We start from the raw sequence: 16,528 nt of genomic DNA, 5'->3' as shown, positions 1-16,528 counted from the left end.
GGAGAGAGCCGATGTTACATCTTTATTGTCCGCACTGCGGCGAATACCGCGAAGAAGAAGAGTTCCGCTACGCCGGCGAAGCGCACATCGCCCGTCCGGCGGATCCGGACGCCCTCAGCGACGAGGAGTGGGCCCAGTACCTGTTTATGCGCAAGAACCCGCGCGGCCTGCATCGGGAGATGTGGTACCACGCCGCCGGCTGCCGCAAGTTCTTCAACGCGGCCCGGCACACAGTGACGTATGAAATCGAAGAAACCTACAAGGTCGGCGAGCAAGGAGGCCAGTCATGAGCCAGCAACATCGCATTCAGGGCAAGGGGCGGGTGGACCGCAGCAAGCCGCTCAGCTTTATCTTCAACGGCAAGCGCTACCAGGGTTACGCGGGTGATACCATCGCCTCGGCGCTGCTGGCCAACGGGGTGGACGTGGTCGGCCGCTCCTTCAAGTACGCCCGGCCGCGCGGCATCATGGCCGCCGGGGCGGAAGAGCCGAACTGCATCCTGCAGGTGGGCGGCTCCGAGGCCACCATGATCCCCAACATCCGCGGCACCCAGGCCGAGCTGTACGACGGCCTCACCGCCGCCAGCACCAACGGCTGGCCGAGCGTGGACAAGGATCTGATGGGCGTGATGGGCAAGCTCGGCGGCAGCATGATGCCTCCCGGCTTCTACTACAAGACCTTCATGTATCCCCAGTCCATGTGGCCCAAGTACGAGCACCTGATCCGCAAGGCCGCCGGCCTCGGCCGGGTGCCGCAGGAGCGGGATCCGGACAGCTACGACAAGCTCAACCACCACTGCGACGTGCTGGTGGTGGGCGGCGGTGCCGCCGGCCTGGCCGCGGCCCTGGCCGCCGGCCGCCGCGGCGCCCGGGTGATCCTGGTGGACGAGCAGAACGAATTCGGCGGCCACCTGCTGCACAGCACCCAGCCCATCAACGGCCAGGCGCCGGGCCACTGGGTGGCGGCGGCGGTGAAGGAGCTGAGTGCGCTTCCCGACGTGACCCTGCTGCCGCGCAGCACCGCCACCGGCTACTACGATCAGAACTTCGTGTCCGTGGTGGAGCGGCGCACCGATCACCTGGGCGAGCGGCTGGGCGGCAAGACCCGCCAGCGCCTGCACCGCATCCGCGCCAAGCGGGTGGTGCTGGCCGCCGGTGCCCACGAGCGCCCCCTGGTGTTCGGCAACAACGACTTGCCCGGCTGCTTCGTGGCCGGTGCCATCTCCACCTACGTCAACCGCTACGGCGTGGCCCCTGGCCAACGGCTGGTGCTGATGACCTGCAACGACTACGGCTACCAGGCCGCGCTCGACTGGCTGGACGCCGGCCGCGAAGTGGTGGCGGTGGTGGACAGCCGGCACAAGCCCGACGGTGCCCGCTACCAGATGCTCAAGGCGCGCGGCGTCAAGATCTACACCGGCCACGGCCTGATCGAGGCCACCGGCAAGAAGCGGGTGAACGGCGCCAAAGTGGCTCCGCTGTCCAGCGACGGCAGCAAGGTCACCGGCAAGGCCGAGGCCCTGACCTGCGACACCATCGCCAGCTCCGGCGGCTGGAGCCCGGTGGTGCACCTGACCGCCCACACCGGCGCCCGCCCGGTATGGAATGACGACATCATCGGCTTCGTGCCCGGCGACACCGTGCAGAAACAATTGCTGGCCGGCGGGGTGCAGGGCACCTATGGCCTGTCCCGGGTGCTGGCCGAAGGGCTGGAGGCCGGCCGCGCCGCCGCCGAGGCCACCGGCTACGGCGAGATCGCCGCCCAGGTGGTGGACGCGGAGCTCAAAACGGTGGATCCGCGGGAAGATGCGGCCCAGGCGCTGTTCCTGGTGCCCCACGACAAGCCGGTGAGCCGCGCGCCCAAGCAGTTCGTGGATTACCAGAACGACGTCACCGCCGCCGGCATCGAGCTGGCCGTGCGCGAGGGCTTCGAGTCCATCGAGCACATCAAGCGCTATACCGCCATGGGCTTCGGCACCGATCAGGGCAAGCTCGGCAATATCAACGGCATGGCCATCGCCGCCAACGCCATGGGCAAGTCGATCCCCGAGACCGGCACCACCGTGTTCCGGCCCAACTACACCCCGGTGACCATGGGCGCCCTGGCCGGGCGCGATGCCGGCCCGCTGTTCGACCCGGCCCGCTTCAGCGCCATGCATGCCTGGCACCTGAAGCACGGCGCCGAGTTCGAGGACGTGGGCCAGTGGAAGCGTCCCTGGTACTTCCCCCAGCCGGGCGAGGATCTGCACCAGGCGGTGAACCGGGAATGCGTGGCCACCCGCACCAGCGTGGGCATCCTCGATGCATCCACCCTGGGCAAGATCGACATCCAGGGCCCGGACGCCCGGGAGTTCCTGTCGCGCATCTACACCAACGCCTGGGCCAAGCTCAACCCCGGCAGCTGCCGCTACGGCCTGATGTGCAAGGAAGACGGCATGGTGTTCGACGACGGCGTCACCTCCTGCATCAGCGACCAGCACTTCATCATGACCACCACCACCGGTGGGGCCGCCGGGGTGCTGCAGTGGCTGGAGCTGTGGCACCAGACCGAATGGCCGGAGCTGGAGGTGTATTTCACCTCCGTCACCGACCACTGGGCCACCATGACGGTGTCCGGCCCCAACAGCCGCAAGGTGCTGGAAAAGGTGGTGGAAGGCGTGGATCTGTCCGGCGAGGCCTTCCCCTTCATGACCTGGCAGAATGCCACCATCGCCGGGGTGAGCGGACGTATCTTCCGCATCTCCTTCACCGGCGAGCTGAGCTTCGAGGTGAACGTGCAGGCCAACTACGGGCTGCACGTGTGGGAAGCGCTGATGGCGGCGGGGGCCGAGTTCAATATCACCCCCTACGGCACCGAGACCATGCACGTGCTGCGGGCCGAGAAGGGCTTCATCATCGTCGGCCAGGATACAGACGGCTCCGTGACCCCCTACGATCTGGGCATGGACTGGTGCGTGGGCAAGACCAAGCCCTTCCCCTTCATCGGCAAGCGCTCCTGGTCGCGCAGCGACACCGCGCGCACCGACCGCAAGCAACTGGTGGGGCTGAAGTGCAAGGAGCCCAAGACCGTGATCCCGGAGGGGGCGCAGATTGTGCTGGATCCCAAGCACCCGGTGCCGGTGCCCATGGTCGGCCATGTGACCTCCAGCTACTACAGCGCCAACCTGGGCTACAGCATCGCCATGGGTGTGGTGAAAGGCGGTTTGAACCGCATGGGTGAAACCGTGTTCTTCCCCCTGGCCGACGGCCGGGTGCTGGAAGCCGAGATCACCAGTCCCGTTTTCTATGATCCCAAAGGAGAGCGCCAGCATGTCTAACGTTACCGCCAAACTGGCCCGGACCGAGACCCGGGTGCGGGTGGAATCCCCGCTCTATCACGCCAACCTGCCGGCCCTGGCGGCCGAGCGGCAGCAGGGAGAGGTGGTGCTGCGCGAAAAGGCGATGCTGGGCCACCTGGTACTGCGCGGCAACGCCGGCAACGAGCTGTTCGCCAAAACCGTGGAAAAGGTGCTGGGAGTGGCGTTGCCCACCCAGCCCTGCGGCTCGGTGGAAACCGACCGGGTGCTGGTGCAGTGGCTGGCGCCGGACGAGTGGCTGATCATCGTGGAAGGGGGCCGGGAAGGGCAGCTCGAGGCCCAGCTGCGCGAGCAGCTGTCCGGCCACTACGCCATCACCGACGTGAGCGGCGGCCAGACGGTGCTGGAGCTGTCCGGTCCCAAGGCGGAGCTGGTGGTGCGCAAGTCCTGCCCCTACGACGTGCACCCCTCCAACTTCCCCACCGGCAAGTGCGTGGGCACCGTGTTCGCCAAGAGCACGGTACTGCTGCGCCGCACCGGGGCGGAGAGCTTCGAGCTGGTGGTCCGGCGCAGCTTCGCCGACTACCTCTGGCTCTGGCTGCAGGACGCCAGCCGCGAATACGGCCTGGTGATCAGCCGCTAAGGGTACGGCCTGCTCGTACCTAGGGTCGAACTTATTCGACCAATAAGGGCCCATTGAAATGGGCCCTACGGATGCCGGCGGTCGGCCCGTAGGGTCGAATTTATTCGACCAGTAAAGGCCCGTTGACATGGGCCTTACGGATGCCGGCGGTCGGCCCGTAGGGTCGGCTTCAGTCGACCGACAGACGCCATGTTCCACAAGGAGGTTGCCAATGAACACCCCCGATACCCTGATCCTCACCGCCACCTGTGCCAGCCGGCTGGGCACCGTGGATGTGGTCACCCGTTACCTGTGCGAGCAGGGCTGTTACGTGGCGGACATGCAAACCTTCGACGACGCCCGCGCCGGCCAGTTTTTCATCCGCGCCGAATTCCGCCGGCCGGCGGACGGCCAGTTCGACGAGACGGCCTTTCGCGACGGCTTCGCCCCCCGGGCGGCCCGCTTCGACCTGCAGTGGCAACTGACCGAACGCAAGCGCAAGCCCAACGTGGTGATACTGGTGTCCAAGTTCGACCATTGTCTCAACGACCTGTTGTACCGCTACCGCACCGGCCAACTGGCCATCGAGATCCCGGCCATCATCTCCAACCACCCGGACCTGCAGCGGCTGGCCGACTGGCACCACATTCCCTACTACCACCTGCCGGTGACCGCCGACACCAAGGCCGAGCAGGAGGCGAAGATGTGGGAGATCATCAACGAAAGCGAGGCGGAGCTGGTGGTGCTGGCGCGCTACATGCAAGTGCTGAGCCCCGAGCTGTGCGACAAGCTCGCCGGCTGGGCCATCAATATCCACCATTCGCTGCTGCCCGGCTTCAAGGGCGCCCAGCCCTACCACCAGGCCTACGCCAAGGGCGTCAAGCTGGTGGGGGCCACCGCCCATTACATCAACAACGAGCTGGACGAAGGTCCCATCATCACCCAGGGTATCCAGCCGGTGGATCACAGCCACTACCCGGAAGACCTGGTGGCCAAGGGGCGCGACATCGAATGCGTCACCCTGGCCAAGGCCATCCAGTACCACATCGAAAAGCGGGTGTTCATGTACCAGGGCAAGACGGTGGTGCTGGGCAACTGACAACGCACAGGGCCGGCGGCGCCGGCCAATAACCTCAAACAGCGACAAGGAGACATCATGTCCGACAAGATCACGGTATTGCGCGATACCCAGCCCACCGTACTGCTGGATGCCACCAAATGGGAAAAGCTCTCCGGCGACCCCCATACCGTCAACCTCAACGCCTACACTTCGGAAGACGGCAGCAAGATCATGGGCACCTGGCTGTGCACCCCGGGCAAGTGGGCGGTGAACTACACCAAGTGGGAATACTGCGACTTCCGTGAAGGCTACTGCATCCTCACCCCGGAAGGCGGCGAGCCCATCCACCTCAAGGCCGGCGACATCTTCGTGGTCGAGCCCGGCTTCCGGGGCACCTGGGAGGTGGTGGAAACCGTGCGCAAATACTTCGTGTTCGCCTGATAACCCTACTGCGGTGCCGGCGCGACACGCCGGCGCTTTCTTTACCTACGCCCGATCCCTGGATATCCGCCTGCGCGGATATGACACACCCACCACCACTGCCGCCTTCCAGTTACTCCCGCGTTCTTACTCGTCACTCCCGCCTTCCTGGATTTCCTCCGGCACGGCTCTCGTCACTCCTCCTTGCTATGCTGAACATAGGATCAGATCCCCGGGAGACGTGATGAATGGGCGATGGCAAGGCGTGCTGCTCCTGCTGGCGGCGCTGGCGCCGGGGACGGGCCGGGCCGAGCCGGTGCAGGCCCGGCTCGACGCCGACGGGGTGCAGCGGGTGGAGATCGTCGGCGGCAACTATTTTTTCCACCCCGATCACATCGTGGTGAAAGTGGGGGTGCCGGTGGAGCTGATGGTCAGCAAGGAGCCGGGGCTCACGCCCCACAGCCTGGTGATCTGGTCGCCGCGCATGGGTATCGACGTGGATGTCATGCTGGGTAGCAGCGGCCGGGTGATCCGCTTTACCCCCAGGGTCACCGGCCGGGTCGACTTTTCCTGCCGGGAAAAGCTGCTGTTTTTTGCCAGCCACCAGGAACGGGGCATGACCGGGGTGCTGGAGGTGGTGGAGTGAACCATGCTGAGCGGAATGCTGTTGCTGATGGCGCTGACGCTGGATAACCCGGATCCCCTGGAACAGGCCCTGGCCCGCTTCGACGAGATCCAGGGCTACCGGCTGGAGCTGCGCAGCGAAGGGCCCGAGGGCAACCAGCAGCTCCGCTATGCCTACCGCAAGCCCGGCCTGGTACGGCTGGACGTGATCTCGCCCCATGCCGGTGCCGTATTGATCTACAGCCCTTACAGCGAGCGGGTGCGGCTCTGGCCCTTTGGCCTGAAGGGCCCCTCCCTGAGCCTGAGCCCCGACAACCGGCTGGTGAAAAGCCCCCACGGCCATCGTCTGGATCGATCCGACGTGGGCGTGCTGCTGCAGAGCGCCCGGCAGCTCGCCCGGCAGGGGGAAATTCGGGTGCTGGGAGAAAGCCGGCTGGCGGGGGACACAGTGCTGAAGCTGCTGGCGCGGGGCCCGGCCGAGCCGGGGCAGGTGGCCCGCTATGAGATCTGGCTGGACAAGACCCTGCTGTTCCCGGTGCGGGTAAAAAGCCATGATGCCCGGGGCAATTTGCTCGAAACCGTCTGGCTGGAGCACATCGAGCTGGATCCGCCCTTTGCCGACGACCTCTTCTTTCCCTGAGGCCCGCATGGCGAGCTATCACTTCGTGACCCTGTGGCGGATAGCCGCCCCCCTGGAGCGGGTATATCAGGCCATCAGCCAGTCCCAGCGCTGGCCCCTGTGGTGGCCGGGGCTGGCCGGGGTACGGGAGTTGGCCCCCGGCGACGAGCGCGGCATCGGCCGGGTGTACCGCTACCACTGGCAGAGTCGGCTGGGCTACGGGCTGGCGTTCGATATGCGGGTGATCCGGCTCTACCCGCCGCGGGTGATAGTGGGCCGGGCCTGCGGCGACCTGGACGGCTGGGGTTGCTGGCAGCTGACGGAAGAGGCGGGCATTACCCGGGTCCGCTACGAATGGCGGGTGCGCACCACCCGCCGCTGGATGAACCTGGCCGCCCCCCTGGCCAGGCCGCTGTTCGCCTGGAGTCACCATGCGGTGATGCGGGACGGCGCCACCGGCCTGGCCCGCTGGCTTCGTGCCCCGCTGCTCGACAGCCGTCGGGATTAGCGCCGGACTTGTTTCTCCCTTGCCGGGCGGGATAAGCTGAAAAGGACCTTATTGAATACCTAGTGGTGCACAGCACGGGGGAAAGGGATGAACATCATCAATGCCAGGCTGAGAAAAAAAGAAGGGCTCTTTACCCTGGAAGTGGCCGAGGGGCGCTTCACCGCCATCCGGCCCCAGGTCACCGCCCTGAGTGTGGCGCCGGAAGCACTGGACGCGGGCGGCAACCTGCTGTGTGCCCCCCTGGTCGAACCCCATATCCACCTGGATGCGGCGCTCACCGCCGGCGAGCCGAACTGGAACATGAGCGGTACCCTGTTCGAGGGCATAGAGCGGTGGGCCGAGCGCAAGCCGCTGCTGACACCGGAGGATGTGGAGCGGCGGGTGCTGAGCACGGTGGAGTTGCTGGCGGCCAACGGTGTCCAGCATGTACGCACCCATGTGGACGTGACCGATCCGGAGCTGGTGGCACTGAAAAGCATCGTCCGCCTCAGGGAACGGCTGAAACCGGTGCTCGATCTGCAGATAGTGGCTTTTCCCCAGGAGGGGATACTGTCCTATCCCGACGGCAAGGGGCTGATGGAGCAGGCGCTGGCGGAGGGCGCCGACGTGGTGGGCGGCATTCCCCATTTCGAGTTCACCCGGGAATACGGGGTGGAGTCCATGCGCTGGGTGATGGCGCTGGCCAAGCGGCATAACAAGCGGGTGGACGTGCACTGCGACGAAACCGACGATCCTTCCTCCCGCTTCCTGGAGGTGCTGGCCACCGCCGCCTTGGAAGCCGGCATGGGAGACAGGGTCACCGCCAGCCACACCACCGCCATGCATTCCTACGACAACGCCTACTGCTCCAAGCTGTTCCGGTTGCTGAAACTGTCCGGCATCCACTTCGTGTCCTGTCCCACCGAGAGCATCCACCTGCAGGGGCGCTTCGACAGCTATCCCAAGCGCCGGGGCGTGACCCGGGTGAAGGAGCTGCTGGCGGCGGGCATCAACGTGGCGCTGGCCGAAGACTCCATCCGGGATCCCTGGTATTCCCTCGGCAACGGCAAGCTGCTGCGGGTGCTGGACGCGGGCCTGCACATCTGCCAGATGATGGGCTACGAGGATATTTCCCGGGCGCTGGATCTGATCACCGACAACGGCGCCCGGGTGCTGGGCCTCGACGACTACGGCATTGCGGTCGGCAAGCCGGCGAGTTTCGTGATCCTGGAAGGGGGCGATGATTTCGAGGTGATCCGCCGCCAGGGCGAGGTGCTCTATTCGGTGCGTCGGGGCCGGGTGCTGGTGGAGCGCCGGCCGGCGGAGTTGATCCGCCGGCCGGTGATCTGAGCGGCCGGGCCGTCCTGTCCGTGAAGACGGACATCAGGGACCGGCGAAAACATGGTCATTTCCGCGACGGCGGGAATCCAGGGCCGGCGATGCGGAGCTTAACCGATCCGAATTCCAGCCCTGGTTTCCTGGGCCCCCGCCTGCGCGGGGGAGACACTCTTAAGTTGCGGGGGTGACGAACGTAAATTGCGGTGGTGACGGCCTTTAATGCCTGCCCCAAGACACGCCGGCATTGTTTTCAGGGCGCCGGATTGGACCACTGGCGGTGGATCTCGGCGATGCCGGCCAGCACCGCTTCGCTCAGTTCGACCTCCACCGAGGCGATGTTTTCCTTCAGCTGTTCCAGGGTGGTGGCGCCGATCAGGTTGCTGGTCACGAAGGGCCGGCTGTTGACGAAGGCCTGGGCCAGCTGGGTCGGGGTCAGGCCGTGGGCCCGGGCCAGCGCCACGTAGGCACTGGTGGCGGCGCGGGCCTGCGGGTTGCAGTAGCGCTGGAAGCGGCTGTACAGGGTGAGGCGGGCGTTTTCCGGCCTGGCGCCGTTCTCGTACTTGCCGCTCAGCATGCCGAAGGCCAGCGGCGAGTAGGCCAGCAGGCCCACCCGCTCGCGCAGGCTGAACTCCGACAGCCCCACCTCGTGGGTACGGTTGAGCAGGTTGTAGGGGTTCTGGATGCCCTGGATACGTGGCAGGCCGTGCTTGTCCGCCGCGGCCAGGAATTTGTGCACCCCCCAGGCGGTTTCGTTCGACACGCCGATATGGCGGATCTTGCCCGCCTTCACCAGCTCGTCCAGCGCCGCCAGGGTCTCCTCGATGGGAATGCTCTCTTCCTCCACCAGGGTCTCGAAGCCGAGCTGGCCGAACATGTTGGTGGTGCGATCCGGCCAGTGCAGCTGGTAGAAGTCGATGTAGTCGGTGCGCAGCCGGCGCAGGCTGTCGTCCAGGGCGGTGACGATATTGGCCCTGTCCAACTTGGGCTGGCCGTCGCGGAAGTAGGAGGGGCGCTTGGGATCGTGGGCGCGCCCCACCACCTTGGTGGCCAGCACTATTTTGTCGCGGTTGCCGCGTGCGGCCAGCCAGTTGCCGATCATGGTTTCGGTGCGCCCCTGGGTGTCCTGGCGCGGCGGCACCGGGTACATCTCGGCGGTGTCGACCAGGTTGACGCCCTGGTCCAGGGCCAGGTCGAGCTGGGCGTGGGCCTCGGCCTCGGTGTTCTGCTCGCCCCAGGTCATGGTGCCCAGGCCGATCAGGCTGACGTCGAGGTCGGTGTTGCCCAGTTTTCTGTATTTCATGGGATTTCCTTAACGGGATTAATGAGTTGGAACAGAAACGCCATGGCCACAGGGTAACAGCAAAGGCGGGTCGAGATCACGATGACGGCTCATCCCCGAGCCTCTCCGGCCGATAACCCTTCCATATCGCAAGAGCAGAGGAGCAGGATAATGGCGGTGCCACCGATTTTACATTCCCGGATCGGCAACCCGGACCGGGCAAACACCGAGCAGGCCAGGACGGCGGAGCAACAGGCCGAGCACAGGCCCGGGGCAGAGCTGTCGAGCGTGCGGGATGAACTCAGGGCCCGCAGCAACAAGGGGGTGATCGAGGCCATGTTCGGGGCGGCGGACCAGGGTAACGACAAGGCCATGCGCATCTTCTACCGGGAGGTGCTGGACAAGCTCAATACGGAGCTGGGCGAAGAATTCGCCGTGAGCGAGGACAGGCTGGCGGGTCAGGCGGACGATTTCTGGTCGCCGGAAAACACCGCCGAGCGCATCGCCAGCGGGGCCCTGGGCCACTTCGATACCTTTAAAAAACAACATCCCAAGCTGACCGAAACCGAGCAGGTGGAGCAGTTTCTGGCCAAGATCGGCGAAGCCATCGACCAGGGATTTGGCGAGGCGGTCAAGGTGCTGGACGGGCTGGGGGTTTACGCGGGCAATATCAGGGACAACGCCGAAGCCACCCGCGCCCTGGTGGACGAGCGGCTGGCCGCCTTCCGCGAGGCCAGGCTGGATCCTCAACAATAAAAACGGAGTCGGCGCCGGTGCGCCGACCCCGCTTGTCCGTTGATCAGGCGCCGATCACGCCGCCGTCTTCCCGGGTGATGACCATCACGCTGGAGCGGGGGGTGCTGTCGCCACCCAGGGGGAAGTGGGAGCCGGCCAGCTCCTCGCCCGGGTGCTGGATGCCCACGAACAGGGTCTTCTGATCCGGGGTAAAGGCGAGGCCGGTCACTTCACAGGCGATGGGGCCGGTGAGGAAACGGCGGATTTCCCCGCTATCCGGGTCGGCGCACAGCATCTGGTTGTTGCCCTGGCCGGCGAAGTCGCCTTCATTGGAGTAGTTGCCGTCGGTCTGGATCCACAGCCGGCCGCTCTGGTCGAACCCGATGCCGTCCGGGCTGTTGAACATGTTGTCGGTATTGACGTTGGCGGAACCGGCGTAGAGATCGCCGTTATGCACCTCGGGGTTGCCGGCCAGCACGAACAGATCCCAGTCGAACTCGGCGGCGGTGTGGCGGCCACCCGCCGGACGCCAGCGCACGATCTGGCCGTAGTGGTTTTCGGCGCGGGGGTTGGGGCCTCCCACCGGCTGGTTGTCGTTGGTGCCGCGGTTCTTGTTGTTGGTCAGGGTGCAGTACACCACCGGCTCGGTGGGATGGGCCGCCACCCACTCGGGCCTGTCCATGGTGGTGGCGCCTACCCGGGTGGCGGCGAGGCGGGCGTGGATCAGCACCTCGGCCTGGCTGTGGAAGCCGTTTTCCGGGGTCAGGCCGTTCTTGCCGAAGGAGAGCTCCAGCCACTCGCCCTTGCCTTTCAGCTCGCTGTCGGGGCCGTTGTGGAATTTGGCCACGTAGAGGGTGCCGTTGTCCAGCAGGTTGCGGTTGGCGGCCTGGTCGTTGGGGCTGTATTTGCCTTCGCTGACGAAGCGGTACAGGTGCTCGCCGCGCTCGTCGTCACCCAGGTAGACCACCACATGGCCATCCCGGTCGACCACCAGCTCGGCATTTTCGTGCTTGAAGCGGCCGAGGGCGGTGCGCTTGACGGGGGTGGACTGGGGATCCCGGGGATCGATTTCCACCACCCAGCCGAAGCGGTTGGGCTCGTTGGGGTTCTTGGCCAGGTCGAAGCGCTCGTCGAACTTGTGCCACTGGTAGCCGGCGTCTTCTGCGGCCACGCCGTAGCGGGCCAGGGCCGGGGTGATCTCGGCCTCGCCGTCGGTGCCGAAATAGCCGTTGAAGTTTTCCTCACAGGTGAGGTAGGTGCCCCAGGGAGTCATGCCGTTGGCGCAGTTGTTGAAGGTGCCCAGGGCCAGTTCTCCCTTGGGGTCGGCGCCGGTCTGCAGCAGGGTGTGGCCCTTGGCCGGGCCGCCGATGGCGATGGGGGTGTTGGCGTCGATGCGGCGGTTGAACTTGCCGTCCTTCTCGAAGCGCCAGCCGTCGGCCTGCTGCTTGATGGTGATGACGGACACGCCGTGGGCGGCCTGGGCGCGCTTGACGTCGTCATCGCTCATGTCCTTGCCCTGGTGGGAGAACATCAGCTCGTAGTTGGTGTATTCGTTGTTGATGGCCAGGATGGCGGTGCTGTCGTCGACCGGGAAGAAACTCATGCCGTCGTTGTTGTCGCCGAACTGGCCGGCCTGATCCGCCGCGGTGTTGCCGCCGTGGTTGGCGAACTCGGCGACGTTGGAGAACAGGGGGTCGCCCCAGGAGATCAGCCGCTCCACCTTGTAGCCTTCCGGCACCACTATGGTGTCGGCAGTGCTGGTCGGTACGGACTTGAAGCCCAGCAGCGGGCTGTTGCCGGTGGCGGCGGCGATGGCGCGGGAAATCGGCGAGGCGGTGAAGAAGGCGGCGGCACCCAGGGCGGCGGCGCCACCGAGGAAGCGGCGGCGGCTCAGGCCGCGCTCGACCATCTGGGTAAACTCGGGGGTATCGGGGCGCGGGTGGTTCAGTTCATCCTTCAGTTCAAACTGGCTCATTTTTAATTTATCCTTTGCTCACATGGGGTTACGACCACGCCATGGTAGAAGGCAAAAATGGCAGTTTGATAACGGCGAGATGACAGGAAGACGACAATGAAAGTGGAAACCGCCGATACCCTGGCGAAAGTGATCATCGTGGTGCAGGCGGTGCTGATCAGCCTGCTGTTGATCGGCAGCGGCTTGTTGATGCAACAGGCGACGGAAAACGGCGGGCAGGAAGCCGCCCTGCGGGGACCGCTGCCGTGGTTGTTCCTGGCGTTGCTGGTGGCCACCTGGCTATGGCTGTGCCGCCGGGCCTGGACCGGTTATCTGTCGACGGAAGGAATGAAGCGACAATGGCCGTTCTGGGTGCTGGTGGCGGTGCAGCTGCCGTCCTTTCCCCTGGGCACCGTCATGGGCGCGGGGCTGATTTTCCTGAAGATCAAGTTCCACCCGCGCAGCCAGTAAAGGAAAAGGCCCGGTTCTCACCGGGCCTTTCGGCAAATCCCCGTTGCATTTTGTGGTCATTCCCGCGCAGGCGGGAACCCGGTGCGCTATGTCATGGACTTCCGCCTTCGCGGAGGTGACGGGTACCGGGCAGCGGCGATGGAGGAAAGTGCCCGGCGCAGAAACAAAAGGCCCGGTTTGCACCGGGCCTTGGTATGTCAGTCATCCCAACGGCGGCGTTTCTTCTTCCACCTTTTCTTCTTGCCGTAATGATGGTGGTGCACCACCTCGCGGTGGCCGTCACCGGACTTGGCGCCCAGCGCCGAGCCGGCGGCCCCGCCCACCCCGGCGCCGATCAGCTGACCGCTGTCGCCGGCCAGGTTCTTGCCGAGCGCGGCGCCACCCAGGGCCCCCACGGCGCCGCCCAGGGCGGCTTCGTTCTTGTTGCCCCTGTTGGCGGTGGCGGCGCCACCGGCGGCGCCACCCAGGGCGGCCCCCACCAGGGCACCGGTGTCACCGGCCATCTGTTTGCCGAGCAGGGCACCGGCGGCACCGCCGGCACCACCGCCGATAATGGTATTGAGGGTTTCGCCGGCCATGGCCGGGCTCAGGCCGAGCAGCGGCAGCAACAGGCTCAAGGTGATGGTTTTTTTCAACATGCAGACTCTCTGTCAGGCTGTTTAACTTGGGGCTGACTATACAAAGCCGTGCAGGAAAGAAAACAAGGGCAGGTAGGCGCTGCTTGAATCTCTTTGTGGGATTTTATGCTTAACGCATTGTTATTAAATTATTTTTTATTTTATTCCCAATACGGGAGAGCGATTGTGACCGACAACTCCTGTCCGTAGGCCGTGTTCCCGAGCGGTTCCCCTTGCCCTGACAGGGTGCCGTCGCGATGTGAACGGCACCAGTCGCGGCGAACGCGCGGTGGTTCAGTTCTTGTACACCCACACCAGGGTGCGCAGGCCGTTCTGGCCGTAGCGGGCCAGGCGGTCGAAGCGGCTGCGCTCTATCGGCAGGTACTGCTTGTCCACCGGACTTTCGCCGGCGTCGTCGTCGATGTCCGGATCGTGGATATAGACGAATTCCTTGTCGATGGCGCACACCAGCACCCAGTGGGGGGCCTTGCGCCCGTCCAGGTGATAGGTGCTGATCAGCACCAGCGGCAGCCGGCCCCGGGCCAGGCCCTGCTCCAGCTCGTCGAGGCTGAAACTGCCGTAACGGGGGGCGATGCCGAGCTCGGCCATCTGCGCCAGGAACTGCTCGTGCACCCGCTCGAGGATCTGTTTCTTGTCGGGGGTGCGCACGCTGCTGACGAACAGCGGCCCCTGCTGGTTCAGCATTAGCTCCACCTCGAAGCCGCGCCGTTTGGCGGCCAGGGCCAGGCCGTGCGGGCCGCAACCGCCGTGCCCCCGGGTCATGAAGATGGTGGTGGCTTCGCGCCAGAGTTGAAGCTCTTCGTCGATTTCCGGCCGGTAGCGCGGATCCAGGGCGCTCACCGCCATCATCAGCGAGGCCGGGCCGCAGGTGAAGTCGGTGGTCTGGCGATAGTAGGGCACCGCCTTGGCGCCGGTGAGGGGATGATAGTAGTGGATGCGTTTCTGGTAACGTAGGGCGGTCTGGTGATCCTCGTAGTAGTCGTGGAATACCCCGAACTGGCGATAGCCGAGCCGCTGGTACAGGTTCTGGGCGGCGGTGTTGTCGGCGCGCACCTCCAGCCGCATGAAGACCGCGCCTTTGTCCCGGGCACCGTCCTCGGCGGCCAGCATCAGGGCGCGGCCCAGCCCCAGGCCCCGGGCGTCGGGCGCCACCGCCACCGAATAGACCCGGGCCAGGCGGGTGTTGCGGCGAAACAGCACCAGTATGTAGCCCAGCAATTGTCCGCCGAGTTCGGCCACCAGCAGCATGTCCTGGGGGTGTTCGATAAAGCGCTGGAAGCTACGCCGGCTGATCCTGTCCTGCTCGAAACAACGGGCCTCGAGGGCGAGCAGGGCGGACAGTTCGGACTTCTGGGCGGGGCGGACGACGGGCTCGGACATAGGTCACCGGATGGGCCATGTGAATCGCTTCACCATACGTCAAAAATATTCCGCCAGCGAGCAAATTTCCATGCCCGGCAGGCGGATTTGGCGGTAGAGTTAGGCACACACAACGTCTGCAGCCAACACGGAATTCCCCATGACTCAACTGATCCTGGTGGTGGATGAACTCAGCGCCTGGGAACCCTATTTTCCTTCGGAAAATCTGGTCGACTTCGAGACCTATCTCAAGCAGGCGCCGGCCAGGAACGCGCCCCGCACCCGGGTCATCAACCTGTGCAAGGCCGGCAAGTACCTGTCCAACGGCTACTACTGCTCGCTGCTGGCGGAGGCCCGGGGCCAGCATGTGATCCCCTCGGTATCCACCCTAAACAACCTGCGCAACAAGGGGCTGTTCGCCTTTGGTTTCGACGGCGTGGCCGAGGCCCTGGACCAGTGGGTGGCGGGCGGGGAGCCGGTCAAGCAGCTCAAACTGAAAAGCTATTTCGGCCACTGCCAGGTGCCGGGCCTGGCCAACCTGTGCCGGGAGCTGTTCGAGCGGCTGCCGTGCCCCATCATGGAGCTCAGCTTCAAGCGTCGCTCCCGCTGGGAGCTGACCGGCCTGGCCACCCTGGCCCCCCGGGATCTGGCGGGAGAGGAGGAGGATCAGTTTGCCGATGCCCTCGAGGCCTATTCCCGCATCATCTGGCGCAAGCCCAAGTCGGTGAAGCGCTATCGCTACGATCTGGCGATGCTGGTCAACCCGGAGGAAACGCTGCCGCCCTCGGATCCCAAGGCGCTCAAGCGCTTCGTCAAGGCCGGGGAGCGGGCCGGGGTGAACGTGGAGATCATCACCCGCAAGGACTACCAGCGGCTGGCGGAGTACGATGCCCTCTTTATCCGCGAGACCACCGCCATCGATCACCACACTTTTCGCTTCGCCCAGAAGGCGGAGCATGAAGGCCTGGTGGTGATCGACTCGCCCACCTCCATACTGCGCTGTGCCAACAAGATCTTCCTGGCGGAAAGCTTCGCCAAGCACGGGGTGCCCACGCCGAAGACGCTGATGGTCAACCCCAAACAGAAGGATGCCGCCGAATGGCTGGAGCGGGAGCTGGGCTACCCCCTGGTGCTGAAGATCCCCGACGGTGCCTTTTCCCGCGGGGTGTACAAGGTGGCCGACCGGGCGGCCCTGCTGGAGACCCTGGCCAAGCTGCGCAACGCCTCGGCCCTGGTGCTGGCCCAGGAATACTTCTTTACCGAGTTCGACTGGCGTATCGGGGTGCTCAACCACCAGCCGATCTTCGCCTGCAAGTATTTCATGGTGAAGGGCCACTGGCAGATCTACCGCCATAACGGCGGTGGCCAGGAGGCGGACTCCGGCGGCTTCGTCACCCTGCCCACCTTCGAGGCGCCCAAGGCGGTGATCAACGCCGCCCTCAAGGCGGTCAAGCCCATCGGAGACGGCCTCTACGGGGTGGACATCAAGGAGGGCAAGGGCCGGGTGGCGGTGATCGAGGTGAACGACAATCCCAATATCGATCATGGGGTTGAGGATCTCTTCCTCAAGGACCGGCTCTACGACATGGTGATCGAGGACTTCGTGCGCCGGCTGGAGGCGGACTGA

16 protein-coding genes are annotated in these 16,528 nt (G+C 65.3%); 12 read left to right on the top strand and 4 right to left on the bottom strand.

Features of this window, described 5'->3' with window-relative positions:
• The first annotated feature begins 11 nt into the window (after positions 1 to 11).
• The 9 genes from ACT7DK_RS12220 (at position 12) to codA (ending at position 8,477) form a co-directional block, all read left to right on the top strand.
• On the top strand, positions 12 to 290 hold the full coding sequence (locus ACT7DK_RS12220) for a sarcosine oxidase subunit delta (RefSeq protein WP_094040523.1): 279 nt from the start codon (positions 12 to 14) through the stop codon (positions 288 to 290).
• On the top strand, positions 287 to 3,316 hold the full coding sequence (locus ACT7DK_RS12215; protein WP_445399507.1) for a sarcosine oxidase subunit alpha family protein: 3,030 nt from the start codon (positions 287 to 289) through the stop codon (positions 3,314 to 3,316). The genes ACT7DK_RS12220 and ACT7DK_RS12215 overlap by 4 nt, the downstream gene beginning before the upstream one ends.
• Positions 3,309 to 3,938 carry a sarcosine oxidase subunit gamma gene (locus ACT7DK_RS12210; RefSeq protein ID WP_445399505.1) on the top strand — a complete coding sequence of 210 codons (630 nt, stop codon included), beginning with the start codon at positions 3,309 to 3,311 and terminating at the stop codon, positions 3,936 to 3,938. The genes ACT7DK_RS12215 and ACT7DK_RS12210 overlap by 8 nt, the downstream gene beginning before the upstream one ends.
• A 211-nt stretch (positions 3,939 to 4,149) precedes the next feature.
• Positions 4,150 to 5,016, top strand: a complete 867-nt coding sequence (gene purU, locus ACT7DK_RS12205) for a formyltetrahydrofolate deformylase (protein WP_445399503.1) — start codon at positions 4,150 to 4,152, stop codon at positions 5,014 to 5,016.
• A 57-nt stretch (positions 5,017 to 5,073) separates the two neighbouring features.
• Positions 5,074 to 5,418: a cupin domain-containing protein gene (locus tag ACT7DK_RS12200; RefSeq protein WP_094041384.1), complete on the top strand. Its 345-nt coding sequence runs from the start codon at positions 5,074 to 5,076 to the stop codon at positions 5,416 to 5,418.
• A gap of 223 nt (positions 5,419 to 5,641) precedes the next feature.
• Complete coding sequence (locus tag ACT7DK_RS12195) at positions 5,642 to 6,043, top strand: quinol oxidase (RefSeq protein ID WP_445399501.1); 402 nt, start codon at positions 5,642 to 5,644, stop codon at positions 6,041 to 6,043.
• Between the two features lie 3 nt (positions 6,044 to 6,046).
• Positions 6,047 to 6,661 (top strand): LolA family protein, encoded by a 615-nt coding sequence (locus ACT7DK_RS12190; RefSeq protein ID WP_445399499.1) that lies wholly within the window; start codon positions 6,047 to 6,049, stop codon positions 6,659 to 6,661.
• 7 nt (positions 6,662 to 6,668) lie between these two features.
• Entirely contained in the window at positions 6,669 to 7,148 is a 480-nt protein-coding gene (locus ACT7DK_RS12185; RefSeq protein WP_445399497.1) for an SRPBCC family protein, read from the top strand.
• Positions 7,149 to 7,235: 87 nt separating this feature from the next.
• Positions 7,236 to 8,477 (top strand): cytosine deaminase, encoded by a 1,242-nt coding sequence (codA, locus tag ACT7DK_RS12180; RefSeq protein ID WP_445399495.1) that lies wholly within the window; start codon positions 7,236 to 7,238, stop codon positions 8,475 to 8,477.
• A 238-nt stretch (positions 8,478 to 8,715) separates the two neighbouring features.
• Here codA and ACT7DK_RS12175 read toward each other — a convergent pair whose 3' ends face one another.
• Positions 8,716 to 9,765 (bottom strand): NADP(H)-dependent aldo-keto reductase, encoded by a 1,050-nt coding sequence (locus ACT7DK_RS12175; protein ID WP_445399493.1) that lies wholly within the window; start codon positions 9,763 to 9,765, stop codon positions 8,716 to 8,718.
• A 156-nt stretch (positions 9,766 to 9,921) separates the two neighbouring features.
• On the opposite strand from ACT7DK_RS12175, the gene ACT7DK_RS12170 reads away from it, so the two are divergent.
• Complete coding sequence (locus ACT7DK_RS12170) at positions 9,922 to 10,500, top strand: DUF5610 domain-containing protein (protein ID WP_445399491.1); 579 nt, start codon at positions 9,922 to 9,924, stop codon at positions 10,498 to 10,500.
• A gap of 43 nt (positions 10,501 to 10,543) precedes the next feature.
• Here ACT7DK_RS12170 and ACT7DK_RS12165 read toward each other — a convergent pair whose 3' ends face one another.
• Entirely contained in the window at positions 10,544 to 12,454 is a 1,911-nt protein-coding gene (locus ACT7DK_RS12165) for a PhoX family protein (RefSeq protein WP_445399489.1), read from the bottom strand.
• 96 nt (positions 12,455 to 12,550) lie between these two features.
• Between ACT7DK_RS12165 and ACT7DK_RS12160 the strand changes: the two genes are divergently transcribed.
• Entirely contained in the window at positions 12,551 to 12,904 is a 354-nt protein-coding gene (locus ACT7DK_RS12160; protein ID WP_445399487.1) for a hypothetical protein, read from the top strand.
• Between the two features lie 197 nt (positions 12,905 to 13,101).
• On the opposite strand, the gene ACT7DK_RS12155 is transcribed toward ACT7DK_RS12160, so the two are convergent.
• Both ACT7DK_RS12155 and ACT7DK_RS12150 read right to left on the bottom strand, forming a co-directional pair.
• Complete coding sequence (locus ACT7DK_RS12155; protein WP_445399485.1) at positions 13,102 to 13,542, bottom strand: hypothetical protein; 441 nt, start codon at positions 13,540 to 13,542, stop codon at positions 13,102 to 13,104.
• Between the two features lie 273 nt (positions 13,543 to 13,815).
• Positions 13,816 to 14,922: a GNAT family N-acetyltransferase/peptidase C39 family protein gene (locus ACT7DK_RS12150; RefSeq protein ID WP_445399483.1), complete on the bottom strand. Its 1,107-nt coding sequence runs from the start codon at positions 14,920 to 14,922 to the stop codon at positions 13,816 to 13,818.
• Positions 14,923 to 15,061: 139 nt separating this feature from the next.
• Here ACT7DK_RS12150 and ACT7DK_RS12145 point away from each other — a divergent pair, with 139 nt between their 5' ends.
• Positions 15,062 to 16,528, top strand: coding sequence for a RimK family protein (locus ACT7DK_RS12145; RefSeq protein ID WP_445399481.1), 1,467 nt, complete (start codon positions 15,062 to 15,064; stop codon positions 16,526 to 16,528).

It is taken from the genome of Zobellella sp. An-6, assembly GCF_052487945.1.
This window is presented reverse-complemented; position numbering and strand designations above follow the sequence as displayed.